The sequence below is a fragment of the Phytopseudomonas flavescens genome, from assembly GCF_900100535.1.
GTDB lineage: Bacteria > Pseudomonadota > Gammaproteobacteria > Pseudomonadales > Pseudomonadaceae > Aquipseudomonas > Aquipseudomonas flavescens.
In genome coordinates, this window is sequence record NZ_FNDG01000004.1 from 1 (window position 1) to 25,333 (window position 25,333).

The following is a 25,333-nucleotide window of genomic DNA, read 5'->3' on the forward strand; positions in this document are numbered from 1 at the left end:
GTACTTCAGCCGGACTCCTTGGCAAAGTACGCGGCGGCCTTTTTTAGGATGTCTCGCTCTTCGGTCACTCGCTTGAGTTCAGCACGCAGACGACGCAGTTCGGCCTGCTGATCGTTCTCTTGCTGCCGCTTTTCCTGGGGCTTGCTGTAGCGCTTGATCCAGGCATACAGGCTGTGCACCGACATACCTAACCGCGCTGCCACTTCGGCTACAGGAAGGCCACGCTCGGTCACTTGCTTGACCGCTTCGATTTTGAATTCTTCGGGGTAACGCTGGTTGCTCATGGCACCTCCTAGTGGGCCTCATTATGAGGCTTGGAGGTGTCTACGAAACTAGGGGCGATTCAAGTATCGGAAAAGCTGGCTCGCATGATTGATGTTCAGCGATTCGCCAATTTTCTTGCTTTCGATGAGGATCTGAATCCTCTCGTCCTTGAGAATGGCATAGTCGATTTTCTCCCCCTTCTTTGTTCCTACGTCACAGACAAACTCGGGAACTACCTCCAGTGGATCAAAGACGTCGTAGCCCAACACGTTCTGTATGAACGGCATCACAAAAGCGTTCTTTGTCGCCTCTTCTGTTTGGATCGCTGATTTCTGTTGGCGAATCTTTGCTGCCAGGCTCGCCAGTCGTTCTTCAAACTCCATGACATCTCTCCTTGGTCGGACATGTTTTTATGGCTGTCAGCGATACTTTGGCGCTCTGACTAGCTGATCTGGATAATGCCTTTACATCCTGGCCAGGTCGTACAACCCCAGAACTCTTGGCCTCGGTGCGGTCCTTTCTTCGCCGTGCGTTTTTGCATTGTTGAGCGACAAAATGGGCAACTCGGTGTGTTGGAGGCGGGTTCTGCAATTCCCACCATTGACTTCGCTGACGCTGGTTCACGGCGCGTCTGAATCGGTGCGCGCTTGGCCGCTGCAATCCACTTTTTCAGCTCCACACCATCGACCAACCGGATATTGCGGCCGCTGGCGAATGCCTTGGCTTCGGTCGTAAAGTTCCCAGCGGTGACGACAAAGCCACCGACGGCGCCGTGCGTGACCATGGCACCGAGGAATTCGCGGATGACCGGCACGCCAACCTTGATGGCGCGCCATTGTTTGCACTGGACGATATAACGCTCGCCCTGAGGGCTACGCAGGATCAGATCGACGCCGCCATCCGGGCCATTACCACCAGTTTCGGTGACGCCATAACCCTTCTGGCGCAGCGCCTCGCCGACCAACTGCTCGAATTCCTGCCAGGTGATGTTTTCCAGCGTTCGACCGCCGTGGGTCGCCGCCGCGACCTCGGTGAGCAGTTTGCGGCGGCGTCTGTTGCCAAAAATCGAGGCGATGGCGCCAAGCACGAAAGCTGCAGGGATGATGTACTGGAACGCCATCGCCCAGCCTCGCAAGGCGGCACCGGTCAGATGATCTGAAAACTGGCTGGGGTCGGTAAGGCGTGGCGGGGTAGTTGTGGCGTAGCCGTGCAGCCAGTACCAACTGAGCAGCGCCAGTAAAAGGCTAAGCCACCAGGGCAAGCGACTGGCCATGGAGACAAGGTCTTCGAATACGGAGGTCTTGCGACGTCTGGCCACTTCATTACTTCCCTGTCTGCGGTTGCTGACCTGCAGATGCCATTTCCCTGACTGCTTTCCTTGCAAGTCACCATGGAGCGCCCATTGAAGGACGGTTGCATTGGCCTTGCCATGGAAGGTATGGCGTATCGCTATCAATGAGGGCGACGTTAGCCAATGTGATGGGGGTACGCAAGCCATCCGATGGTAGTAATTGCGTGTTTTTGGCGAGAGGGGCGGGCGGGCTCGCAGAGGCGGGCGCCGCGATCCGGGGACTATGTTGGTGGCTTACTGATGGAGGAGCGATTGGAGTGAGTTCTATTGAGCAACCAGCACCTTGTCGAGCAGCTCATAGCCGGATCTGTCGGTGTAGCCACGGCTGCGGTAGAACCTGCGTGCGGGCTCGTTACCCCGGGACAGTTGCAGCGCGATATGGGTGTAGCCCCGGCGTGCGAATTCGGCTTCGGCGGCGGCCAGTAGTTCTACGCCAACTCCGCTGCCACGCTGGGATGACAGCACGAAGAACTCGTCGATTTCTGCGGTGAGCCCGAGGTATTCGAGGCTGAATACCTGAACGGCCAGCAGATAACCCACTGCGACACCGTCCACCACCGCAATCCAGCCGGCCCCCAGCTCCGGGGTGGAGAGCAGGCGAGTGAGCTGGGTGGCGACGCGCGCTTGATCGAAGCCGGTAATGCCCTCGAAGTCCCAATAGCTGGCGACCAGAGGAAGCAGGGCTGGCACGTCGTTTGGGGCCGCTTGCTGTATGCGCGTCATGTTCTGGATCAGCCTGCTGAATGTGGCACGTGAGACCTCAGGTGAAGTGCGGCATGACAGGCTGTCACTTGCGCTTTATTCGCCCACGGCCTGGATATCGGCAGGATGATAGCCTCGTATGGACGTAGTACGCACTCTACCGGGTAGGTTGGTTGCACCGTGACGAGTGCCATCTCGTGCAGTCGATGCCTCCCAACTTACCCGGAGCTCCAGACTCAGGGAATCAGCCTGGCTTCGCGCAGGTGCTCGAATACGGCGAAGAAGGCTTCGTCGCTGGCCTGATAATCGAGGAAGCCCAGCTTGCGGCTTTTCGACATGTCGGTAACCACTTCGATAGGCCGGCCGAGGTCAGCGTCGGTGTGCCACGGGGAGATCAGGCGGGTGATGTCGGCTTCTGCCAGATCGTGTTTGGCAACCAGCTCCAGCCAGGTTGCGCCATCACCGGCCATCTGTTCTTCCAGCGGTGCAGGCTGGCCTTCGAAAGCGGCGGCTTCGATACCGAACCACTCGGCGATGCGCTGCCACATCCAGCTCCAGCGGAATACGTCACCGTTGACGATGTTGAAGGCCTGGTTGGCGGCCGCCGGTGTGGTCGAGGTCCAGAGCAATTGCTTGGCCAACTGGCGGGCGTCGGTCATGTCGGTCAGGCTGTTCCACTGCACGGCCGAGCCGGGGAAGCGGAACGGCCGGCCGGTTTCCCGGCAGACCGAGGCGTAGACGGCGAGGGTGGTCGCCATGTTCATGGCATTGCCGACTGCCACGCCGGTGATGGTGTGCGGGCGGTGCACGCTCCAGGTGAAGCCATCGCGCCTGGCGGCGGCGAATACTTCGTCTTCCTGGGCGTAGTAGAAGTTCTCCACGTCCAGGCGGCCTTGCTCCTCGCGGAATGGTGTGTGCGGCAGGCTGCCCTTGCCGTAGGCTTCGAACGGGCCGAGGTAATGCTTGAGCCCGGTGACCAGCGCGACATGCTTGACGCTGCCGGCGGCGCGCAGGGCGTCGAGCAGGTGGCGGATCATCGCCGAGTTGACGCGGATGTTCTCCGCTTCGCTGGCCTGGCGCGCCCAGGTGGTCAGGTAGACATGGCTGGGCTTGAGCCCCGCGAGGGCGCTCGCCAGCGAAGCCGGGTCGAGCAGGTCGGCGGCCAGCGGGGTGATGTCGGCGGCGGCCTTGGGGTGACGTGCCAGGCCGGTGACCTGCCAACCCTGATCGGCCAGCAGGCGGGAGGTGGCGCTGCCAACGATGCCGCTGGCGCCAACCACCAGTGCGTGATGTGTCATGAGAGATTCCTTCGAAGATAGAGCATTGGCACCATAGCGATGCTGAACGCTCAAACCAAGACGGCACCAAAAGGTAACCACCCCGATGCAAAGCGGATCACCCGAAGAACAGTGGCGCGAGGACTGTGCGCCGCGCCGTGTGCTGGAACTGTTTTCCACCAAGTGGACGAGCATGATCCTGCACACCTTGCACGCTCGCCACGGCGGCAGCGCACGTGCTGGGGTGCTGCACCGCAGCCTGCCCGGCATCTCTAAGAAAATGCTGGTGCAGACGCTGCGCGAACTGGAAGCCAGTGGGCTGGTGATCCGGCAGGTATACGACAGCGTGCCACCGGCTGTCGATTACTCGCTCACCGAGCTGGGCCAGCGACTGGTCGAGCCCATCGAACTGATCTACGACTGGGCCCGGCAGAACGCTTCGGCCCTCGACGCGCTGCAGCCCAGGCAATCATCGCGCAGGCGTTGATTTTGACGGGGCGGTCGTTCTTGCAGGAGCGCCGATAGGGCACCTCTAAAAACTACCTGCGTTGTCATCGCAACGTTAAAAACAGGCTGGATTGCCAGTCCAGTCAAAATACTCATTTACAGCGCGTAAACTCCGCTTTCTCGCCTGTTTTGCCTCGCGCTGACTGCCTCGCCTATGCGTTTTTAGAGGTGCCCGATAGTAGGTCACGGCCGCTATCGGTTCGCGCCGAGGTCGACGCTCCTGCGGGCTGTGTTTCTGATGGCGCCCACACACCAGGGTGGGCGCCATGTCGCGGTAGCGTCCGATTTGACAGCTTTTCACAACTTGCCTGCCTGGCTTGACGCTACTGTTTTCCTACCGAGCCGGGCGTTAGCGCAGGAGCGAGTCATGGCGGTAGAAAATGTGGGGCAACTCGACAGGGTACCGGGGCAGAGCGATCCTCAACCTGAGTTCGATGCAGCGCTCGCTGAATGGGCGCGGCGCGAACAGGCCCGCGACCAGGCGGCAGCCGCTGGCGATGAGGCCTTCGCCCAAGCTTGAGTGCTTGTCTATGGACGCTGAATAAACCCGTTAAGGTACTCGACCCTATCTTGTGTCTGCTTCAGCAGGCATGCGGTATGGATTGCGCCGAAACCACTGCCTGTCTTTGACTCATACGTCTCGAAGTCACAGCTTGCATCGCGCATCTTGATCCAGGCTCTTTGGGCATGTTTCAAATGGATGTCTTGGGTTTCTGCCGTTGAACGGGATTGAGCACTGTTTTTTTCGTATCTCGATAGCAGGCTTTGGTAGGCAGTGTTCAGCTCAGCATCGGACTTTTTCAGCTCAGCGTTCAAACATTCGTACATCTCTGGTTCGGCGTTGGCAGCTTTGCACGAACCATTTGGTGTTTCTGCGACGGTAGGGGTGCCGCACGGGTATTTCTGGCGCAGCAGGCGAGTGATGGGCGGTGCTGCCAGCTTGCTCCATTCATTGTCTGGAATAGCGGATCCGATTTGCTCGTAGAGTTGCCAGGGAGCAAGCTGTTCAGGGATGCAGGCCCGCTGTGCCGGGGGCAATGACGCATTCAGTACCCGCTGTGTATCCATGATTCCGTAGAGATAGGAGTCACAGTCGAAATGTGAAATCAGCCCGCTGCCCGTTTCTCCAATCACGGTGCAGGCCTCCATGAAGTAGTCGAGCGTTATTGTTTCGTGCTTGTTACGGGTATCGAGCGGTGTAATCGCATTCGCAGCGGAGCTGACTGCAATAAGCATGAGAATGGCTGCCAGTTTCATTTTTTGTCTCTAAGGCTTGATTCGGGGTCGTTCTCAACCCGCTTATTCGATGGCGCCCACGCTCCAGCGTGGGCGCCAGGCGATCAAGAGTCAGTCGCCAGCGGGCACTGTCTTGGTCTTCACGGGCTGAGGTTGAGCCATGCCCTGCGGCCAATAGACGATGCAGCCGGCAGGGGCATTGCCGTAGCAGTTATGCGGGCTGTAGCTGGAAAGGTCTGGTTCAAAGCCCATGTCGCGCATGCACTTGGCCTGTTCCTGAATCTTCTGCACGCCTGCACTCATTTGATCGATGAAATCGCATTGTTCGAGCGCCGTATCGACGTCGGCTTTGGCTTGTCTGGTGGGTTCCCACATTACCCGTGCAGGCTGTGCCGGTTGGTAGTACCAAGCACAGCCTGCAACGCTGGCTGCGATCATCCCTGCAATCAATTTCTTCATACGTCTGTCTTCCCTGTGGTGATTTGAAAATGTGAATGCCTGGCGTGCCGGACATGCTGTCCGGCCGTCACGCCGGCTGCATGCCCGCACGCTTGAGCAGTTGTTTGCAGCGTTCCGACAGGTGCACCACGCGCAGGTGCTTGCCGGCCTTGCTGTAGCGCTCGCGCAGGGTCATCAGGGCGGCGATGGCCGAGTAGTCGACGAAGCTCAGGTGGCGGCAGTCGAGGGTCACGTCGGCAGGGTCGTTGGCGGCGTCGAAGAGGTTGAGGAACGGTGCGGTGGAGGCGAAGAACAGGGTGCCGTGGGGCCGATAGAGCTTGCTGCCGTCGGCTTCGATATGGCAGTCGGCGTAGAGCTCGCGGGCGTGGTGCCAGGCGAAGTTCAGCGCGGCGATGACGATACCGCAGAGTACCGCGGTGGCCAGGTCGGTGAGCACGGTGATGACGGTCACCGCGATGATCACCAGCACGTCGTTCAGCGGCACCTTGCCGAGCACCCGCAGCGAGGCCCAGGCGAAGGTCTGCTGGGCGACCACGAACATCACGCCGACCAGTGCGGCCAGGGGAATCAGTTCGATCAGCGGCGAGAGGAACAGCACGTAGAGCAGGATCATCACCCCGGCGACGATGCCGGAGAGCCGTCCGCGGCCGCCGGAGCTGAGGTTGATCATGGTCTGGCCGATCATCGCGCAACCGCCCATGCCGCCGCACAGGCCGGAGGCGAGGTTGGCCGCGCCCAGGGCCACGCACTCGCGATCCGGGTGGCCGCGGCTTTCGGTGATCTCATCGGTGAGGTTGAGGGTCAGCAGGGTTTCCAGCAGGCCGACCATGGCCATCAGCACGGCGTAGGGGAGGATGATCCACAGGGTCTCCAGGCTCCAGGGAATCTGCGGCAATGCCGGCACGGGCAGGCCGCCGGCGATCTGCGCCATGTCGCCAAGGGTATGGGTGGGCAACTGCAGCGACCAGGTGAGCAGGCCGACGCCGAGGATCGCCGCCAGGGCTGGCGGTATGACGCGGGTCAGGCGCGGCAGGATGTAGACGATGGCCATGGTCAGCGCCACCAGGCCGAGCATCAGGTACAGCTCGTTGCCGGCTATCCAGTGGCCGTCATGCTGGAAGTGTTCCAGTTGCGCCGTGGCAATGACGATGGCCAGGCCGTTGACGAAACCGAGCATCACCGGGTGCGGCACCATGCGCACCAGCTTGCCCAGGCGCAGGGCACCGAAGGCCAGCATGATCAGCCCGCCGAGCAGTACCGTGGCGAGCAGGTAATGCACGCCGTGCTGCACCACCAGGGCGACGATGACCACGGCCATGGAGCCCGCGGCACCGGAAATCATCCCGGGGCGGCCACCGAACAGGGCGGTGATCAGGCAGATGAAGAAGGCGCCATACAGGCCCATCAGCGGGTTGACCTGGGCCACCAGGGCGAAGGCGATGCACTCCGGCACCAACGCGAACGATGAGGTGAGACCGGCCAGCACATCGGCGCGCAAACGGGCGATTTTCATGGTTTACCTGATCAAGCAAGACGGGTGCCCCTGCGCGGAGCAGGGCGTGGCACGGCCTGTGCGGCCTTGGAGTTGGAAGGTTGCCGATGGTAAGGAATCGTCGGGGCGAAGGCCAGTGCCGGGGAGCCGCATGGCGTGGATAGCCATGGCGTCGAGGCCCTGCGACAAAACAACCAGCCGATGAAATGTGGCCTGGCTGGCATTTGCAGCGACCAATAGGTCTAATCTCCTTTTTCTCCGGCGACCAATCGACATTACACTGTCGCCTGCCCAAAAAACGATGACGAGGTAAACGCGTTGATCATTCACCCTAAAGTTCGTGGCTTCATCTGTACCACCACCCACCCGCTGGGTTGCGAGCGCAACGTGGCCGAGCAGATCGAGGCCACGCGCAAACTGGGCGTGCGTAACGACGGTCCCAAGAAGGTCCTGGTCATCGGCGCCTCCAGCGGTTATGGCCTGGCCGCGCGTATCACCGCCGCGTTCGGCTTCGGCGCCGACACCCTGGGGGTGTTCTTCGAGAAGCCGGGCAGCGAAACCAAGGCCGGCACCGCGGGCTGGTACAACTCGGCGGCGTTCGACAAATTCGCCAAGGCAGAAGGCCTGTACAGCAAGTCGATCAATGGCGATGCCTTCTCCGACGAAGCCCGCGCCAAGGTCATCGAGCTGATCAAGAACGACATGGGTGGCAAGGTCGACCTGGTGATCTACTCCCTGGCTTCGCCGGTGCGCAAGCTGCCGCAAAGCGGTGAAGTGATCCGCTCGGCGCTCAAGCCCATCGGCCAGCCGTACAAGTCGACCGCCATCGACACCAACAAGGACACCATCATCGAGGCCGCCATCGAGCCGGCCAACGAGCAGGAAATCGCTGATACCGTCACCGTCATGGGCGGCCAGGACTGGGAACTGTGGATCGACGCACTGGAGCAGGCCGGCGTGCTGGCGCCCCAGGCACGCACCGCCGCATTCAGCTACATCGGTACTGAAATTACCTGGCCGATCTATTGGCACGGTGCGCTGGGCAAGGCCAAGCAGGATCTCGACGAGACCGCCGTACGCCTCGACAAGCGCCTGCAGGCCAATGGCGGTGGCGCCAACGTGGCGGTACTGAAATCGGTCGTGACCCAGGCCAGCGCAGCCATCCCGGTCATGCCGCTGTACCTGTCGATGGTCTTCAGGATCATGAAGGAAAAGGGCCTGCACGAAGGCACCATCGAGCAGTTGAACCGCACCTTCCGCGATTGCCTGTACCGCGCCGACGGTCAGCCGGCCGAAGTGGACAGCGAAGGACGTCTGCGTCTGGACGACTGGGAACTGCGTGATGACGTGCAGGACGCCTGCAAGGCACTGTGGCCGCAAGTGACCACCGAGAACCTGTTCGAATTGACCGACTACGCCGGCTACAAGCGCGAGTTCCTCAAGTTGTTCGGCTTCGAGCGCAGCGACGTCGACTACGACGCCGACGTGGCCACCGACGTTCAGTTCGACGTGGTTCAGCTGTAACCGACCGTTCAGGGGTCAGCAAAAAGGACGCCGCGGCGTCCTTTTCGTTTTCCGGCATGCAGCCTGGCCTGTCAGCCCACTGGCTCGTCGGTATTCACATAACGAGGCACCTTGGCCAACGGCAGGCGGCGTGCCTGTTCGACGCTGATGCCGGGGCGCTTGGGCAGTGGCTCCAGGCGCTGCGGTTGGCCAGTCTGCAGGGCTCGCTCGATGGCGGCGAGGACGCGTACATCGCGCCAGCCCTCGTCACCGTCCGGCTCCGGTTCGCGGTTCTGCAGGATGCAGTCGGAGAAGTACTGGGTCTGGCCGCCGAACTGATCGACCACCGGATGGCTGTGCTCCTTGGTCTCGTCACCGATGATGGCGCGGTAGCTGATCCCCACACCTTCACCGAAGCCGAAGCAGGGCGAGGCTTCGAACTCGCCTTCGCTGCCAATTACCTGCAGGCGCTGGCTGCCGGGCAGGCTGTAGCTGACGGTGAACACTGCCAGACGCTCGTCGGCGAAGCGCAGGGTGACGGTCACGGTATCCGGGGTGTTGATCTCGCGGCCGGGGGTCTGCACGGCCACGGCGCGAACTTCCAGGGGCTCATCGTCGAACAGGTTGCGGACCGCGTTGATCGGGTACGGGCCCATATCGGTCACCGGACCTGCCCAGTAGCCGCTCTGCATACGGTGGTTGGCTGGGTCGACGGTCTGCGTGAAGGTTGCGGTGAACAGCCGCGGGTCGCCGATATCGCCCGAGCGGATGCGATGAATCATTTCCACGGTGCCTGGTTCGAAATGCAGGCGATAGGCGATCATCAACTTGGCACCGGAGCGCTCGGCGGCGGCAGTGATGGCCTTGCAGTCTTCTTCGCTGGTGGCCATGGGCTTTTCCAACAGCACGTGGATGCCTGCCTCGAGGGCAGGTTCGGCGAATTCACGGTGGCGAAAGTTCGGCGTCGCCAGGTAGATGGCATCGATCTCGCCCGAGGCGAGCAGCGTGGGGAATTCGTCGTAGCTGTAGCTCTTGATGTCGTACAGCGCGGCCAGTTCGTCGGCCTTGATGGGGTCGCCGGTCACCAATGCGGTAATCACCGAATTGTCGGTCTGGCCGACGCCGGGCATGAACGCCCCTTGGGAAATCCAGCCACCCGCGACGACTGCGTAACGAACCTTGCCTTGAGCATCGGGCATTTCATCGACTCCTGTGCAACACCGCACTGTATTGTCCGGCTTGTAACAGTCGGCAGGCATCGCTACGCGAAGTTCAGTAAAAGCGCTTGCCGGTCTTCGCATGGCACGGGAAATCATCGAACTTTTCCGTGGTCTGTATGGCCGCCAACCGAGGCGCATCCGTTACATCGTTTATGGAGAGTTGCAATGAAAGCCCTGATTTCCAGTCTGTTGCTCGTCGTCGCCCTGCCGGCGCTGGCCGAGCCCGCGTCCAATCCCCGTTGCGAAGCGAAGGCGGCAGACATCCAGCGACAGCTCCAGGCTGCCGAGGCCGCAGGCCGTGATGGCCAGGTGAAAGGGTTGAACGTCGCGTTGCAGAAGGTGCAGGGCAATTGCACGGACAAGGGGCTGCTGCGTGAGCTGGAAGGCAAGGTCAGCGAAGCACGAGACGAGGTGCGCGAGCGTGAGGCGGACCTGCGCGAAGCTGAATTGAGCGGCGATTCCAGCAGGATCGCCAAGCGTCAGGCCAAGCTGGAGGAAGCCCGCGCGGAACTGCAGCAGGCAGAAACCGAGCTGAGCCCGGCACCCAAGCAGCAGGCTGAATGAAAAAAGGGAGGATGGCCGAACGGCCATCCTCCCTTTTTCACCATGCGGCCCCGGGTAGTCCGGCACCTGCCGTCAGGTTCTGAAACGCCCCACCAGGCCATTCAGTTCGCCGGACAGCGTTTCCAGGCGCTGCGAATCGGTGCGCGCCGAATGCGCCAGCTCCTCGACCAGTTGCGCGTCGGTGTGTATCTGCGCGATGTGCCGGTTGATGTCTTCGGCGACCTGGTGCTGCTCTTCGGCGGCCGTGGCGATCTGGCTGTTCTGGTCACGGATCTCGTCGACCGAACTGCGGATCTGCTCGAAGCTGTCGCGTGCCTGCTGGATACGCTCGACACTCTGCAGCGACATGCTCAGGCTGCTCTGCATCTGCTTGGTGACGTCCTGGGTGCGCCTGGCCAGCCCGCCGAGCAGGCCGTCGATTTCACCGGTTGAGTCGGCGGTGCGTTTGGCCAGCGCGCGCACCTCGTCGGCGACCACGGCGAAGCCACGGCCCTGCTCGCCGGCCCGTGCCGCCTCGATGGCCGCGTTGAGGGCCAGCAGGTTGGTCTGCTCGGCAATCGAGCGGATGGTATCGAGAATGGCGTTGATGTTGCTGCTGTCCTGTTCCAGAACCTGCATGGCCTGGGCCGACTTCTGCAGGTTCTCGCTCAGGCGCGAGACGCTGCCGGTGGCTTCGTCGATCTGCAACTGACCATCGTGCACCTGGCGCTGGCCGGCATCGGCCGAGGAGGCCGCCTGGCTGCAGGAGCGAGCCACTTCGTTGGCGGTGGCGACCATTTCGTTGAAAGCAGTGGACACCAGTTCCACGGCTTCGCGCTGGCGGCCCGCCGCATCGTTCATGTCGCGGGCCACCCGGGTGCTGACGTCCGAGGCGCTCTGCAGGTCCGCCGAGGCGCTGCCGATGCGTTGCACCAGGGTGCGGATGGCGCCGAGGAACTGGTTGAACCAGCGTGCCAGCAGAGCGGTTTCGTCATTGCCGCGCACGTCGAGGTTGCGGGTCAGGTCGCCTTCGCCCTGGGCGATGCCTTCCAGGCCGCCGGCCACGCTGCGGATCGGCCGTACGATGAGGCCGGCGAAGCTGGCGCCAACGATGGCGAACAGCACGGCCAGTACCGCGGCGATCACACCAATCTGCCAGGTCAGGCGGGTGGCCTTGGCCATCACCTCGCTGCGTTCGATCAGGCCGATGAAGCGCCAGCCGAGGGCTTTCGATGACCAGACATTGGCCATGTACGGCACGCCGTCCAACTCTATCTCCACCAGCCCGTTTTCCACGCCGGCCAGTTGCGCATAGCCTTCTCCCAGCTCGCTGATCAGCTTGAAGCCATGGGCGGGCTCGCGGGGGTCGACCAGCACGTTGCCGTTGCTTTCCAGCAGCATCAGGTAGCCGCTTTCGCCAAGCTTGATCTGCTTGACCAGCTCGGTGAGCTGCTTGAGCGAAACGTCCAGGCCGAGCACGCCGGCCGGTTGGCCCTGGTCGTTCTCGATGGTGCGCACGGTGCCCATCAGCACCACGTCGTCCGGTGCCCAGTAATAGGCCGAGGTGCGCACCGTCTTGCCTGGCGAGCCCAGGGCAGCCTTGTACCAGGGGCGTACCCGCGGGTCGTAGTTGCTCAACTTGGCGTCGTCGGGCCAGGACGCGTAGCCGCCGTCGGGCTTGCCGATCGACAGATAGGCGGTGCTCGGGTGGCTGGCGGCGAACTCGCCGAACATCTTCAGAAACGCCTGGTTGTTCTCGTTCAACGGTATCTGCGCGGCGTCGGCACCGGAATAATTCTTCAACTCACCGGCGTTGCGTACAGCGGGATGCTTGGCCAGGTACTCGACGTTCTGCGCGATGGCGTCGAGGAACTGAGTCATGGCGTTCTCGATCTGGCGGATCTCGCGATTGCTGCTGTCGAGGAAATCGTCCTGCGCCTGAGCGCGCAGGTTGACCACCACCACGACAGCGACCAGCACGACGGGCACACAGGCGATGGCCGCGAAGGCCCAAGTGAGTTTCTGTTTGATGTTCACGGTAATTCCTGCTCGGGCGAGAAATATTGTTGTTGAAGCGAGAGGCAGTAAATGAAGAACCTTCGGCCTTGTCCCGGCCGTGAACAATGAGTCGGCCGAAGGCTGGCAAACTTGAGTGGTATTTGGTATTCCAGGCAGCCCGCAGGACGCCGCGAAACCGAGCCCGCGACGCCGCCAGCAGGCTTCAGCGGAGGGTGTGGGTGTCCGCCCGGTGCCGCCAGGGCGAATAGTCGAGGTTGACGATAAACACCTGCTGACCCTGGGCGTTGGGCTTCTGCCCGGGTACCAGAGGGACATCGCGCAATGTCGCACAGGCCTGCCCCAGATGATCGAGCAGGCTGTTGTCCTGCTTGAAATCACGACGCCTCAGCCGGTGAGGTTCGATGATCACCTCGCAGCCGAGCACGTTGCGGTGTTCATCCAGCATGCCGATGAAGCGTGCCTTGCCGATGCTGTCGATCGGCTGATCGGCGAACAGGTGTCTCCAGAAGTATGCGCTTCGCTGATTGATGGCGGCGCTCCTGGCCTGGCGAGCGGGATCTACCTGGCGCTCGGGGAACTGCACGGGTGCAACTATCTCGGTGCTCGGGTCTTCATCGAACAGGTGCGGGGGAATGGGCGGCAGAACGGTCTGCCAGCACAGGCTGTTCATCCGCTCAGCCAATTGTGGATTGTAGGCAAAGCCACCGGCGTTCTTTGCGTTGCTGGCGGGGCGCGCCTTGCAATCGAGCAACTGATTCTGGCGGTTCAGGACGTAGACCATCTCGAAACTTCCGACCTGCCACTCCGGGTTCGCCTCGATACCGACGGTGCGCACCGCATTCATGGACGCTAAGACGAAATACTCCTGCGCGAGTTCGTCTGGCGTTTTAGCGGCGGGTGTGGGTGCCTGGGTGCTGCAGGCCGCCAGCAGAAAACTGCTGGCGAGTACTGTCAGGGACTGCTTGAGCATGACATTCCTTGTCTGAGCGTGAAGGGCAGGCAGATTCTACTGCTGCGTGCTACGCCTGCGCTCGCGTCTGCCGGCGTGGATGAACACCAGGATGAACAGGGTGCTGAGCAGCACCACGATGGTCGGGCCAGGGGCGCTGTCGATGAAGAAACTCAGGTACACGCCGCTCAGCGCTGCGCCCACGGCGATGCCGACCGCGGTGAAAAGCATCGCGCCCAAGGTGCGGGTCAGCAAAAAGGCGATGGCGCCGGGAGCGATCAGCAGCGCCACGGTAAGCACGATGCCGATGGCCTTGAGCGCGCCGACGATGGTCAGCGACATCACCGCCAGCAGGCCGTAGTGCAGCAGACGCACCGGCAGGCCGACGGTACGGGCCTGTACCGGATCGAAGGCGTGCAGCAGCAGGTCGCGCCACTTCAGGCCGATGAACGCGCTCACCGCCAGGGCGATCAGCCCGCTTTCCAGCAGGTCCGCCCAGCCAATGCCGAGCATGTCGCCGAACAGGATGTGATCCAGGTGCACGTCGCTGTGAATCTGCGTGTAGAGCAGCAGGCCGAGGCCGAACATGCCGGAGAACACCACGCCCATCAGGGTGTCCTGTTTGATCCGGCTGTTTTCCTTGAGGTAACCCGAGGCCATCGCGCAGAGCATGCCGGCCACGAAGGCGCCGAGCGAGTAGGGCAGGCCGACGATATAGGCGATGACCACGCCGGGAAACACCGCGTGGGCGGTGGCGTCGCCCATCAGTGCCCAGCCCTTGAGCACCAGAAAGCACGACAGCAGCGCGGCGGGGATGGCCACCAGCACGGCGATCAGCAGGGCGTACTGCATGAAGTCGATGTGTAGCGGTTGCAGGAGCATCTCCATGGTCACCTCTCCAGCCGGGCCAGGACGGCACGGCGGCGTGCCGCGAGCAGGCCATGTTTGGGCGCGAAGACGAAAGCCACGAGGAACACGCAGGTCTGCAACACGATGATGATCGCCCCGGTGGCGCCATCGAGAAAGTAGCTGGCATAGGCGCCGATGAAACTGCTCAGGCCGCCGATGCTGGCGGCGATCAGCAGCAGCCGCTCGAAACGGTCACTGAGCAGGTAGGCGGTGGCGCCCGGGGTGACGACCATGGCGATGACCAGAAAGGCGCCGACGGTCTGCATGGCCGCCACGGTGCAGGCGGACAGCAGGATGAAGAAGATCGCCTTCAGCCGCGTCGGGCTGAGGCCGATCGAGCGGGCGTGGTGCTCGTCGAAGAACACCACCATGAGATCCTTCCAGCGCAGTGCCAGTACGGCCAGGGTGATGCCGGCGATCAATAGCAACTGCAGGGTGTCGCCCGGGGTGATGGCGAGGATATTGCCGAGCACGATGGTCTGGATGTTCACCGAGGTCGGTGACAGCGACACCATGAACAGCCCGAGACCGAAGAACGACGAAAAGATCAGGCCGATGATCACGTCTTCCTTGAGCTTGCTGCGCTGGTTGAGGAACAGCATGGCACCTGCCGCCAGCGTGCCGGCACCGAAGGCGCCAAGGGCGAAGGGCAGGCCGAGCATGTAGGCCCCGGCGACGCCGGGCACGATGGAGTGGGCCAGGGCGTCGCCGATCAGCGACCAGCCCTTGAGCATCAGGTACACCGAGAGCAGCGCGCAGACCACGCCGACCAGGGTCGAGACCCACATGGCATTGACCATGTAGCCGTAGGAAAAGGGTTCGAGCAGGGTAGGCACTATTGATCCTTTTCGTCGACACGGCCACGGATGGTCGACTTGCCGTCATAGAGCACCAGCGGGCGCTCGTCGTCGGTGATGATGCCGATCAGCGGCGCGTTGCGGTCGTGCCCTTCGCCCGGCAGTTCGAAGTGGCGCAGCACGCCGCCGAACGTGCGCTCGAGGTTCTCGCGGGTGAACACCGATTGGGTGGGACCGTAAGCGAGCACCGTACGTGCCAGCAGCACGGTGCGGTCGCAGAATTCCGGCACGCTGCCCAGGTTGTGAGTGGATACCAGCATCACCCGGCCTTCGTCGCGCAATTCGCCGAGCAGCCGCACGATGGCATCCTCGGTCTTCACGTCGACCCCGGTGAACGGCTCGTCCAGCAGGATGACCCGTGAATCCTGGGCCAGGGCGCGGGCAAGAAACACGCGCTTCTTCTGCCCGCCGGACAGCTCGCCGATCTGCCGCTTGCGCAGATCGCTCATGCCGACCCGCGTCAGGGCCGTGTCCACGGCTTCGCGGTCGGCCGCACGGGGACGACGCAGCATGCCCATGTGGCCGTAGCGGCCCATCATCACCACGTCCTCGACCAGCACCGGAAAATTCCAGTCGACGTCTTCGCTTTGCGGCACGTAGGCGATCAGGTTGCGCTTCAAGGCATCGCGCACCGGCATGTCGAGCACGCGGATGCTGCCCTGGGCCAGGTTCACGAAGCCCATGATGGCCTTGAACAGCGTCGACTTGCCGCTGCCGTTGACGCCTACCAGGGCGGTGATGCTGCCGCCCGGGCTGGCGAAGCTGGCGTTGCGCAAGGCGGTGTGGCCGTTGCGGTAGGTCACGCTGATGTCATCGACACGAATGCCGTCGAAGCTGTCCTTTTCGTGCTGGGCGTTTGGCATTATTCGGCCAGCCCGTCAGCGATGGTCTGTGAGGTGACGCGCAGCAGGTCGAGGTAGGTGGGTACCGGGCCGCTCGGTTCGCTGAGGGAGTCGACGTAGAGCACGCCGCCGTACTTGGCGCCGGTTTCCCGGGCGACCTGCTGGGCCGGCGAGGCGGAAATGGTGCTTTCGCTGAACACAGCGGGAATCTGGTTGGCGCGCACGGCGTCGATCACTTTGCGCACCTGTTGCGGGGTGCCCTGCTGGTCGGCGTTGATCGGCCACAGGTACAGCTCCTTGAGGCCGAAATCGCGTGCCAGGTAGCTGAATGCGCCTTCGCTGGAAACCAGCCAGCGGCGGTTTTCCGGAATCGCCTGCAGGCGTTCGCGGATCGGTGCCACGGTGGCCTGGATGCGTGCCTTGTAGGCCTCGGCATTGGCCTTGTAGGTCTCGGCGTTGGCGGCGTCGTGCTCGACCAGCGCATCGCGGATGTTGTCGATGTAGATCATCGCCGAGTCCGGAGACATCCAGGCATGGGGGTTGGGTTTGCCGCTGTACGGGCCTTCGGCGATACCGATCGGCTCGATGCCGTCGCTGAGGGTGGCGGCGGGTACGTCCTGCAGGCGCTGCAGGAACCGTTCGAACCACAGCTCCAGATTCATGCCGTTACGCAGGATCAGCTGCGCGTCCCGGGCTTTGAGGATATCCCCCGGCGTGGGCTGGTAATTGTGGATTTCCGCGCCCGGTTTGGTGATCGATTCGACCACGGCCGCGTCACCGGCTACCTGGCGAGCCATGTCGGCGAGCACGGTGAAGGTGGTGACGACCTTGAATTTGCCGTCGGCGCTGGCCAACTGCGGCAGCAGGATCAGAAGGAGGGCGGCGAGCAGGGGAGCGAGTGTGCGCGAACGGTTCCTGTTGATCATCTTCATCCTCGTATGGCGTGACCGGTCATATCAGCGGGTGCAGGGCGTCACCCGAACCAGAGCTGCCACTTTACTGATAAAAGACTGCTAATGAAAACTATTGTCATTAGAGATTTGTTTGCGCTGACAACCGCTATCGCCTGTGCAAGAGGCACAACGCTGGAGCATCGCCGCCCGCTCAGAACCACCTTGGGGTCTGTACGAAAAGTCTCCGAGCGAAGGTCAGGCGAGGCTACAATCGGTGAGCAACGCACCGGGCCCGCATCCGAGGTTACGAGCTGTAAATGAGCATTGCGAACCGATTTTCAACGACGCATCACCGACCCTAGCATCCGAGGGCGGCGTCGTCGGCTTGGTTCCCGTAACCCGACTGGCGTCGCCATGCCACTGCGACCTGGCCTGGCCGCGCTGCCGGTTTCGCGGTGTGAGGCGCCGTTGCGGCGCACCCACCATCAGCGGGCCTGCTCCCGGCCATCTGGCGACCGGGAACCGTACGGGGGCGATGCCTCAGTTGCCGCTCTTGATCTTGGTCCAGGCGCGGGTGCGTACCCGTTCGACTTTCTGCGGCAGGGGCTCGACGCTGTAGAGCGTCTTCTGCCCCTCGGCGGTCGGGGTCAGGTCGGCGTTGTCGCTGATCGCCTTGTCCACCAGCAGCATGCCTGGCTTGTTGGGGTTCGGGTAGCCGAGGAAATCACTGATTGGTGCGATCACTTTCGGGTCGAGCAGGTTGTTGAGGAACTCATGGGCTTCCTCGACATTCCTGGCGCTGGCCGGAATTGCGAAGGTGTCGAACCAGATTGGCGCGCCTTCCTTCGGCAGGCGCCATTCGACCTTCACGCCGTTGCCCGCTTCCTTGGCCCGGTTGGCGAACTGGTAGAAGCTGCCCGAATAGCCGATGGCCACGCAGATGTCGCCGTTGGCGATGTCGGTCATGTACTTGGCCGAGTGGAAATAGGTCACGTACGGGCGGATGCTCATCATCAGCTCGGTGGCCTTGTCGTAGTCAGCCGGGTTGCTGCTGTTCGGCGGCAAACCCAGGTAGTGCAGCGCCAGCGGCAAAATCTCGTTCGGCGCATCGAGCATGGCGACGCCGCATTGCTTGAGCTTCTCCATGTTCTCGGGTTTGAACACCAGATCCCAGCTGTCCACGGGCGCATCGGCGCCGAGGGCGGCCTTGACCTTGTCCGGATTGAAGCCGATCAGCACGGTGCCATACATGTAGGGCACGCCGTACTGGTTGCCGGGGTCGTTGGTCTCCAGCAGCTTGAGCAGCGCGGGGTCGAGGTTCTTCCAGTTGGGCAGCTTGCTCTTGTCGAGTTTCTGGAACACGCCGGCCTTGATCTGGGTGTCGAGGAACATGTTGGACGGCACCACCAGGTCGTAGCCCGAGTTGCCGGTGAGCAGTTTGGCTTCCAGCGCCTCGTTGGTTTCGAAGGTATCCCAGGTCAGCTTGACGCCGCTTTTCTGCTCGAAGTCCTTGAGGGTCTGCGGCAGGATGTAGTCGGCCCAGTTGTAGACCCGCAGCTCCCGGGCCTCGGCCATGGCGCTGCCGACCAGCAGGGTCGCGCCGCAGAGGGTGGCGCCGAACAGACGGTGGAGATTTTTCATCGTTATGTGCTCCGAGTTTTCGTAGTTGTCGGCAGTAGGCTCAGGCGCCTTCGAAACCTTCCAGGACGTTCACCGCATTGACGCCGATCTCCTCGACGGCATAGCCCCCTTCCATCACGAACAGGGTGGGTTTGCCGAGGCGGGCGATGCGTTCGCCCATGCGCAGGTAGTCGGGGCTATCGAGCTTGAACTGGGAAATCGGGTCTTCCTTGAAGGTGTCCACGCCCAGCGACACCACGATCACGTCCGCCGCGTAATCGTCGATGCGCGCGCAGGCGCTTTCCAGCGCTGCGCTCCATTGCTCCCAGGCACTGCCGGAAGCCAGCGGCAGATTGAGGTTGAAGCCTTCTCCGGCGCCTGCGCCAAGCTCGTCCTGGTAACCGAGGAAGAACGGGAATTCGAAGGCCGGGTGGCCGTGGATCGAGACGAACAGCACGTCGCTGCGGTCGTAGAAGATCGACTGGGTGCCATTGCCGTGGTGATAGTCCACGTCGAGGATGGCGACCCGTTTGCAGCCCTGATCCAGGAAGGCCTGAGCGGCGATGGCGGCATTGTTCAGGTAGCAGTAGCCACCCATCAGGTCGGCAGCAGCGTGGTGGCCTGGTGGGCGACAGAGGGCGAAGGCGCCAGTGGCACCATCGCTGATAAGCTTCTGCCCGCTAAGGGCGACCTGGGCGGCACTCCAGGCGGCCTGCCAGGTGCCGGCGGTAATCGGTGCGCCGCCGTCGAAACTGTAATAACCCAGCTGACCATGCAGGTTGTCCGGTACCACGCTGCGCAGGGTGCGGGCCGGCCAGGTGAAGGGCATCAGGTCACCGTCACGCCCCATGGCGGCCCAGCGTGCCCAGGCGCCTTCGAAAAAACTCAGGTAGTCGCGGTGATGAATGCGTTCGATCGGCGCCCGGCCGAAGTCGCTCGGGGTGATGACCTCACCCAATCGCTGCTGGCGCACGCGGGCGAGCACATGGTCGGCCCGCGAGGGCATTTCGAAACAGGGCTTGAGCTCCCCGTCGATGATTTCGCAGCGACCATGATGCAGGTGATGGTCATCGCTGTAGATCGTACGCATGCTCGATTCTCCGACTGGGATGCCTGCATTCTTTGCCCGGAACCGATTCTGGTGAAATGAGCGCAACGGCCAAAAAGGGATAGATGTGGCCACGAAATGGCGCGCCAGCGATCCGTATCGGTGCAGGTCCTAAGCGTTGGCCGGGCGCCGATAGCGGCTGGGTGAAACACCGCTCCAGCGCTGGAAGGCATGCCGGAAACTGGCGGTCTCGCTGTAGCCCAGCGCTTCGGCGATACGCGCGACGGGCAGCCGCTCCTGGTCCAGCAACTGGCGTGCCTGCTCGAAGCGCAACTCATCGAGCAGGGTCTGGTAGCTGCTGCCGACCTCCTGCAACTGGCGGCGCAGGGTGCGCGACGAGCAACGCAACTGGCGCGCCAGTCCATCCAGGCCGGGCGCCATTGGCAACTGGCTGGCGAGCAACTGGCGGACGCGGGAAATCAGCGCCTGGTGGGAGATGAACTCGCGGTTCAATTGGCGGCAGCGTTCCAAGGTGTCGCGGTGGGTTACCGGGTCTGCCAGGGGCAGGCGCCGATCCAGCCACTGGCTGTCGAAAACGATGGCGTTGTCGGCGGCATTGAAGCGTACCGCGCAGGCGAAATCCCGGCGGTACTGACGCTGGTAACGGGGTGCCCTATGGCTGAAACGGGCCGCCTCCAGGGGCAGGGGGCGGCCCAGCAGGTCGTCGCAGATCAGCTTCAGAGAGGCCAGGCAGAACTCGGTGTTGAAGGTCTCCAGTTCGGCCGTATCGCGATAATGGCTGGCCTCGATCCAGGCGCGCGAACCGTCGCGGTGCAGCCGCAGATCGAAGAGTGTGCCAAGCAGCGCGGGAAAACTGAAGGCCACCGCCAGTGCCTCACCCAATGTCGGCGCCGAAAGCAGGCTGAAGCCCAGCAGGCCGTAGGACGACACATGCATGCGCCTGCCGAGCAGCAAGCCGAGATCCTGGCGCCAACCGGTGGCGTTGCGGAACACCTGGCGTTCCTGGGCGATGCTGATGCGCATCTCCGGGCGCTGCAGATCCGCTGCGGCGATGCCGCTGCCGGCCAGGAGCTCATGGGCATTGCAATCGCCGTTCTGGCAAAGGGTATCGAGGGCCAGAACGACGGCATGCAGGGTGGTCAGGTGGGAGTGCAGCATGGCGAAGGCCTTCTCGGAACAGACCCGAGAACGAGGCAATAAGCGTGCCTTGCGCCTGATGCACAGCGTCCTCAGGGTTTGCGCTGAAGCGCGGCGCTGCCCCATGTAGGAGAAGGTAACGCCGAGCCGGCCGGTCGTCTGGCGTTGAGCGAAGCGATACCCAGGGCATGCTTTCCGGATGTCGCGGCGCTCGACCTGGGCGATTTAGAGCGCCACGGCCATCAGGGTGCCGACGTGTACGACGATGTCGCAAGCCGGGTCCTGATCGGGCCAGCCCAGCAACTGCGAGGGCAGGATCAGGTGCGCGGAGGAGGAGACGGGAATGAATTCGGTAGTGCCCTGGATGAGCGAGAGGATGAGCAGGTGGAGTCAGTCCAAGGGCTTCCATAAGAGGGCGTGAGTGAACGCGGACTGCGGGTACGAATCGGTGAGCGCAATTTTTCTCCAAGCTGTCGATCGATTCCTCGAAAATCGTTTGCATGACAGGCCGCTTGGCTACGGATTTGCTATCGTGTGTGCCCCCGGCCGGATGCTCCCTGCCGTGACCTCCCGAAGATCCCACGAGATTTCTCCATGCACCGCGCAGCATCGCCCGCACCTGGCCGGCCCCTGACCCGTAGCGACTACAAGACCCTGTCCCTCTCTGCCCTGGGCGGCGCGCTGGAGTTTTACGACTTCATCATCTATGTGTTCTTCGCCACGGTGGTCGGCAAGCTGTTCTTCCCGCCGGACATGCCTGACTGGCTGCGCATGCTGCAGACCTTCGGCATCTTTGCAGCGGGCTACCTGGCGCGCCCTCTGGGCGGCATCATCATGGCGCATTTCGGCGACCTGATCGGCCGCAAGCGCATGTTCACCCTGAGCATCCTCATGATGGCGGTACCGACGCTGATCATGGGCCTGCTGCCGACCTACGCGCAGATCGGCATTTTCGCGCCGCTGCTGTTGCTGCTCATGCGCATGATCCAGGGGGCGGCGATCGGCGGCGAGGTGCCTGGCGCCTGGGTGTTCGTGTCCGAGCACGTACCGGCGCGTCACATCGGCTACGCGTGCGGCACGCTGACCTGTGGCCTGACTTCCGGCATCCTGCTCGGCTCGCTGATGGCCACCCTGATCAACAGCCTCTACACCGAACAGGAAGTGCTCGACTGGGCCTGGCGCCTGCCGTTCCTGCTCGGTGGCGTCTTCGGCCTGTTCGCCGTGTACCTGCGCCAATGGTTGCACGAAACACCGGTGTTCACCGAAATGCAGCAGCGCAAGGCGCTGTCCGAAGAGTTGCCGCTGAAAACCGTGGTACGCGATCATCGCGGCGCGGTGGCGGTTTCGATGCTGCTGACCTGGCTGCTGTCGGCTGGCATCGTGGTGGCGATCCTGATGACGCCGACCTTCCTGCAGACGTTCTATGGGTTCGACGCCGTGACCTCGCTGCAGGCCAATAGCCTGGCCATCGTCATGCTCAGCATCGGTTGCGTCATCAGCGGTGCGTTGTGCGATCGCCTCGGTGCCGGCCGCGTGCTGGTGGTCGGCTGCAGTGCGTTGGCGGTTTCGGTCTGGTTGTTCTTCAGCGGCCTGCATGCCAACCCGCACTGGCTGTTCCCGTTGTATGCGCTGGTCGGCCTGTTCGTCGGCACCATCGGCGCGGTGCCGTTCGTGATGGTCAACGCCTTTCCGCCGCGAGTGCGCTTCAGCGGGCTGTCGTTCTCCTACAACATGGCCTACGCGGTGTTCGGTGGCCTGACCCCGGTGGCCGTCTCCCTGCTGGTGAAATGGAGCCCGCTGGGGCCGGCCTATTACTTGATCGCGCTATGCGCACTGGGCGTCGTCATCGGTCTGGGTTTGTTGCGCAACGGCCGATGAACGCGTGCCTATTCCGTTTCACCAGGCCAAGCCGGTATGGTGCGTACACGACATCAAGGAGAAGCCCATGAGCCTTTACGGCGATTACGATTCGCAGAACATCTTCGCCAAGATCATTCGTGGCGAGATGCCCTGCTATAGGCTGTACGAAGACGACGACGTACTGGTGTTCCTCGACCTGTTCCCGCAGTCCTTCGGCCACACGCTGGTGATTCCCAAGCGCGCCGAGGCTCGCAATCTCCTCGAGATCGATGCCGAGAACCTGACCAGCCTGACCCTGGCTGTCCAGAAGGTCGCCCGTGTACTGGCCGACGAACTGAAGCCCGACGGCGTGCAGATCGCACAGTTCAACGGTGCGCCGGCAGGGCAGACCGTCTATCACATCCATGTGCACGTGATTCCGCGCTTCACCGAGCAGGGTTTGCAGAACCATGCCAGCGGCAAAGCCGACCCGGCCGAGCTGGAGAAGCTGCAGGCCAGGCTGGCGAAGCGTTTCCAGACGGTTTGAATACGAAGGCCCTTCGCTATTGCGGCAGGGCTTCAGCGGCAGTAGAAGAGGCGGGAGCGCGCGTATAGCCAAACGCTCTCGTTGTCCGCCATTGCGACTATCGCGCAATGGATGGATAGAGGCCGCCTGCGGGAGCAAGCAAGCGACGACACTCGTCAGGGCCTCAGCCGCCGCCGTTTCAGCCACTGGCTCAACCATTCGTAACCGCTGACCATCAGGATGCCGCACAGCACCAGCAGGGCGCCGGCGATGAAGTTGATTTCCAGCGGCTCGTCGAGCAGCCATACGCCGAACACGATGCCGAACATCGGCGTCATGAACGACAACACGCCCAGTCGCGAGGCGAGGTAATTGCGCAGCAGCCAGAACCAGGCCAGGAAGCTCGCGAACGATACCAGTAGCGCCTGGAACGCCAGGCTGCCTATTGCCAGCGGGGTCGGGTTGAAACGCAGTTGCCCGGTCAGTGTGCAGACCAGCATCAGCAGCAGGAAACCGCCAAGCAACTGGTAGAGCAGCGTCTGCGTCACCGGCGCGCTGGATAGCCGTGAGCAACGCACCACCACCGTGGTCGCGCCCCAGGCCATCGCGCCGAGCACGCCGAGGAGATCGCCGAGTACCTGCTGACCGCTATCGCGCGTGGCGTGATCGGGGGCGCGCCCGGCGAAGGCCACCACGATACCCACGAAGGCTACCCCGATGCCCAGCCACTGCAGCCGTTTCAGTCGCTCGGCAGGCAACCGCCAGTGCAGTCCCAGCGCGGCGAAGATCGGCGCGGTGTAGAGGAAAATAACCATGTGCGAGGCGCTGGTCCGGCGCAGACCCTCGCCGACCAGCATGAATTCCATCGCGAATAAAAAGCCGATCACTAGACCCGGCCGCCAGTTGCCTGCACGCAGCGACAGGCCGTCGCGGCGCCAGACCATCAGCAGCACGACCAAGACGGCAGCGATCCCGGAGCGCAGGGCGAGCATCAGCATCGGCGTGACATCCTCGGCCGCCGCCTTGAGTATCACCTGCTGCAGTCCCCAGACCATGCACAGCACGACCATCATGGTCCCGGCCAGCCCGTCGATATTCTTGCGCGTGTCCATGGGTCGCCTGCTGGAGGAATCGCCGGTCATTATGGTACTGGCGATTTCTACTGATATAGTCCAAAGCCGACAGTGCATAGCGGTTATCCGCCAGAGCGATGAGCACCGACGCCCCGCGACTGCAGATCCCCCCGTTCAGCGATGCCTTGCCGGCGCCGCTGTTCTTTCGCATGGCCAGTGTGCCGGCACACGCGACCTATCCACGGCATCGTCACCCCTGGGGCGAGTTCGTCTACGCCTTTAGCGGCGTCATGGAAATCGAGGTCGAGGGACGTCATTACCTGGCGCCGCCGCAGTACGGTATCTGGCTGCCACCTGATCTGGAACACATCGGTTTCAATCGTCATGCGGCCTGCCACTGCTCCCTGTATGTTATCCCCGAGCATTGCCGCGAACTGCCTTGCGCGCCCTGTGCTCTGAGCCTGACGCCGCTGGTACGTGCCCTGCTCGACGACCTGCGCGAGTCTCCGGCCGAGGCCTCGCGGCAGGCCGAGAACCAGCGGCAGTTGCAACTGCTGTTGGACAAGCTGGCCAGGGCACCCAAGGTCGGCAGCTACCTGCCCAGTTCCAGCGACCCGCTGCTGGGACCCGTGCTTCGGCAGTTGACCGGCAATCCCGCCGACCCCCGTTGCCTGGCGCAACTGGCGAGCCTGGCCAACACCACCGAACGCACCCTGATGCGTCGCTGCCGGCGGGATCTGGGCATGTCCTTCGCACAGTGGCGGCAGCGCCTGCGTGTGGTGGCCGCGCTGGCCCAGCTGGAGCGCGGCCACACGGTGGAGCACATCGCCCTCGATCTGGGCTACAGCAGTGCATCGGCGTTCATCAGCATGTTTCGGCGGCTGATGGGCGTGTCGCCCGATGAATACCGCAAGGGCAATCTGCCGCGACAACGTTAGACGCCCGCCAGGAATCTCTGCGTGAGTGCCGCTTGGATTTATGGCACTGTCGAGACCGCGTGCCGGTCATATCCGGCAACCTCACCGCGATTCCCATGGAGGGAACCC

At 62.8% G+C, this 25,333-nt stretch carries 24 protein-coding genes and 3 pseudogenes; 7 read left to right on the forward strand and 20 right to left on the reverse strand.

Features of this window, described 5'->3' with window-relative positions; genetic code table 11:
• The 5 genes and pseudogenes from BLR94_RS06055 to BLR94_RS06075 all read right to left on the reverse strand — a co-directional run.
• Nucleotides 1-284 (reverse strand): annotated as a pseudogene (locus BLR94_RS06055) (transposase); the annotation flags it as partial.
• Between the two features lie 57 nt (nt 285-341).
• Nucleotides 342-647: pseudogene (locus tag BLR94_RS06060) on the reverse strand (restriction endonuclease); the annotation flags it as partial.
• A gap of 59 nt (nt 648-706) precedes the next feature.
• Nucleotides 707-1,582: a restriction endonuclease gene (locus BLR94_RS06065; RefSeq protein ID WP_084303879.1), complete on the reverse strand. Its 876-nt coding sequence runs from the start codon at nt 1,580-1,582 to the stop codon at nt 707-709.
• 297 nt (nt 1,583-1,879) lie between these two features.
• The gene (locus tag BLR94_RS06070) at nt 1,880-2,338 is read right to left on the reverse strand and encodes a GNAT family N-acetyltransferase (protein ID WP_084303880.1); all 459 of its coding nucleotides are present in this window, start codon (nt 2,336-2,338) and stop codon (nt 1,880-1,882) included.
• Between the two features lie 215 nt (nt 2,339-2,553).
• A complete protein-coding gene (locus BLR94_RS06075; RefSeq protein ID WP_084303881.1) occupies nt 2,554-3,615 on the reverse strand; it encodes an SDR family oxidoreductase in 1,062 nt (353 codons plus the stop codon).
• Nucleotides 3,616-3,700: 85 nt separating this feature from the next.
• Here BLR94_RS06075 and BLR94_RS06080 point away from each other — a divergent pair, with 85 nt between their 5' ends.
• Nucleotides 3,701-4,081: a winged helix-turn-helix transcriptional regulator gene (locus tag BLR94_RS06080; protein WP_084303882.1), complete on the forward strand. Its 381-nt coding sequence runs from the start codon at nt 3,701-3,703 to the stop codon at nt 4,079-4,081.
• Between the two features lie 387 nt (nt 4,082-4,468).
• Nucleotides 4,469-4,621, forward strand: coding sequence for a hypothetical protein (locus BLR94_RS27500; protein WP_167359719.1), 153 nt, complete (start codon nt 4,469-4,471; stop codon nt 4,619-4,621).
• A gap of 8 nt (nt 4,622-4,629) precedes the next feature.
• Here BLR94_RS27500 and BLR94_RS06085 read toward each other — a convergent pair whose 3' ends face one another.
• From BLR94_RS06085 to BLR94_RS06095, 3 genes are all read right to left on the reverse strand, one after another.
• Nucleotides 4,630-5,358, reverse strand: a complete 729-nt coding sequence (locus BLR94_RS06085) for a lysozyme inhibitor LprI family protein (RefSeq protein WP_084303883.1) — start codon at nt 5,356-5,358, stop codon at nt 4,630-4,632.
• A gap of 90 nt (nt 5,359-5,448) precedes the next feature.
• Complete coding sequence (locus tag BLR94_RS06090; protein WP_139207420.1) at nt 5,449-5,796, reverse strand: hypothetical protein; 348 nt, start codon at nt 5,794-5,796, stop codon at nt 5,449-5,451.
• Between the two features lie 67 nt (nt 5,797-5,863).
• Nucleotides 5,864-7,309 (reverse strand): SulP family inorganic anion transporter, encoded by a 1,446-nt coding sequence (locus BLR94_RS06095; RefSeq protein ID WP_084303885.1) that lies wholly within the window; start codon nt 7,307-7,309, stop codon nt 5,864-5,866.
• A gap of 297 nt (nt 7,310-7,606) precedes the next feature.
• Between BLR94_RS06095 and fabV the strand changes: the two genes are divergently transcribed.
• Nucleotides 7,607-8,812 carry an enoyl-ACP reductase FabV gene (gene fabV / locus BLR94_RS06100; protein ID WP_084303886.1) on the forward strand — a complete coding sequence of 402 codons (1,206 nt, stop codon included), beginning with the start codon at nt 7,607-7,609 and terminating at the stop codon, nt 8,810-8,812.
• 71 nt (nt 8,813-8,883) lie between these two features.
• On the opposite strand, the gene BLR94_RS06105 is transcribed toward fabV, so the two are convergent.
• Nucleotides 8,884-9,990 carry a Gfo/Idh/MocA family protein gene (locus tag BLR94_RS06105; protein WP_084303887.1) on the reverse strand — a complete coding sequence of 369 codons (1,107 nt, stop codon included), beginning with the start codon at nt 9,988-9,990 and terminating at the stop codon, nt 8,884-8,886.
• Between the two features lie 186 nt (nt 9,991-10,176).
• Here BLR94_RS06105 and BLR94_RS06110 point away from each other — a divergent pair, with 186 nt between their 5' ends.
• Nucleotides 10,177-10,575: a DUF1090 domain-containing protein gene (locus BLR94_RS06110; protein WP_084303888.1), complete on the forward strand. Its 399-nt coding sequence runs from the start codon at nt 10,177-10,179 to the stop codon at nt 10,573-10,575.
• Between the two features lie 72 nt (nt 10,576-10,647).
• Here BLR94_RS06110 and BLR94_RS06115 read toward each other — a convergent pair whose 3' ends face one another.
• The 10 genes and pseudogenes from BLR94_RS06115 to BLR94_RS06160 form a co-directional block, all read right to left on the reverse strand.
• Entirely contained in the window at nt 10,648-12,591 is a 1,944-nt protein-coding gene (locus tag BLR94_RS06115) for a methyl-accepting chemotaxis protein (RefSeq protein WP_084303889.1), read from the reverse strand.
• A gap of 184 nt (nt 12,592-12,775) precedes the next feature.
• Nucleotides 12,776-13,543: an META domain-containing protein gene (locus tag BLR94_RS06120; RefSeq protein WP_084303890.1), complete on the reverse strand. Its 768-nt coding sequence runs from the start codon at nt 13,541-13,543 to the stop codon at nt 12,776-12,778.
• A gap of 36 nt (nt 13,544-13,579) precedes the next feature.
• A complete protein-coding gene (locus BLR94_RS06125; RefSeq protein WP_084303891.1) occupies nt 13,580-14,410 on the reverse strand; it encodes a metal ABC transporter permease in 831 nt (276 codons plus the stop codon).
• Between the two features lie 2 nt (nt 14,411-14,412).
• Nucleotides 14,413-15,267 carry a metal ABC transporter permease gene (locus BLR94_RS06130; protein ID WP_167359720.1) on the reverse strand — a complete coding sequence of 285 codons (855 nt, stop codon included), beginning with the start codon at nt 15,265-15,267 and terminating at the stop codon, nt 14,413-14,415.
• Nucleotides 15,267-16,151: a manganese/iron ABC transporter ATP-binding protein gene (locus tag BLR94_RS06135; RefSeq protein WP_084303892.1), complete on the reverse strand. Its 885-nt coding sequence runs from the start codon at nt 16,149-16,151 to the stop codon at nt 15,267-15,269. The genes BLR94_RS06130 and BLR94_RS06135 overlap by 1 nt, the downstream gene beginning before the upstream one ends.
• A complete protein-coding gene (locus tag BLR94_RS06140; protein WP_084303893.1) occupies nt 16,151-17,056 on the reverse strand; it encodes a metal ABC transporter substrate-binding protein in 906 nt (301 codons plus the stop codon). The genes BLR94_RS06135 and BLR94_RS06140 overlap by 1 nt, the downstream gene beginning before the upstream one ends.
• A gap of 507 nt (nt 17,057-17,563) precedes the next feature.
• Nucleotides 17,564-18,664, reverse strand: a complete 1,101-nt coding sequence (locus BLR94_RS06145; protein ID WP_084303894.1) for a polyamine ABC transporter substrate-binding protein — start codon at nt 18,662-18,664, stop codon at nt 17,564-17,566.
• Between the two features lie 40 nt (nt 18,665-18,704).
• Complete coding sequence (locus BLR94_RS06150; RefSeq protein WP_084303895.1) at nt 18,705-19,733, reverse strand: histone deacetylase family protein; 1,029 nt, start codon at nt 19,731-19,733, stop codon at nt 18,705-18,707.
• Between the two features lie 129 nt (nt 19,734-19,862).
• The gene (locus BLR94_RS06155) at nt 19,863-20,870 is read right to left on the reverse strand and encodes an AraC family transcriptional regulator (RefSeq protein ID WP_084303896.1); all 1,008 of its coding nucleotides are present in this window, start codon (nt 20,868-20,870) and stop codon (nt 19,863-19,865) included.
• Between the two features lie 213 nt (nt 20,871-21,083).
• A pseudogene (locus tag BLR94_RS06160) lies at nt 21,084-21,233 on the reverse strand (undecaprenyl-diphosphate phosphatase); the annotation flags it as partial.
• Between the two features lie 210 nt (nt 21,234-21,443).
• On the opposite strand from BLR94_RS06160, the gene BLR94_RS06165 reads away from it, so the two are divergent.
• Both BLR94_RS06165 and BLR94_RS06170 read left to right on the forward strand, forming a co-directional pair.
• Entirely contained in the window at nt 21,444-22,727 is a 1,284-nt protein-coding gene (locus tag BLR94_RS06165) for an MFS transporter (protein ID WP_084303897.1), read from the forward strand.
• A 67-nt stretch (nt 22,728-22,794) separates the two neighbouring features.
• The gene (locus tag BLR94_RS06170) at nt 22,795-23,235 is read left to right on the forward strand and encodes an HIT family protein (RefSeq protein WP_084303898.1); all 441 of its coding nucleotides are present in this window, start codon (nt 22,795-22,797) and stop codon (nt 23,233-23,235) included.
• A 155-nt stretch (nt 23,236-23,390) separates the two neighbouring features.
• Here BLR94_RS06170 and BLR94_RS06175 read toward each other — a convergent pair whose 3' ends face one another.
• The gene (locus BLR94_RS06175) at nt 23,391-24,326 is read right to left on the reverse strand and encodes a DMT family transporter (protein WP_084303899.1); all 936 of its coding nucleotides are present in this window, start codon (nt 24,324-24,326) and stop codon (nt 23,391-23,393) included.
• Nucleotides 24,327-24,424: 98 nt separating this feature from the next.
• Between BLR94_RS06175 and BLR94_RS06180 the strand changes: the two genes are divergently transcribed.
• Nucleotides 24,425-25,225 (forward strand): AraC family transcriptional regulator, encoded by an 801-nt coding sequence (locus tag BLR94_RS06180; RefSeq protein ID WP_084303900.1) that lies wholly within the window; start codon nt 24,425-24,427, stop codon nt 25,223-25,225.
• Nucleotides 25,226-25,333: the final 108 nt, after the last annotated feature.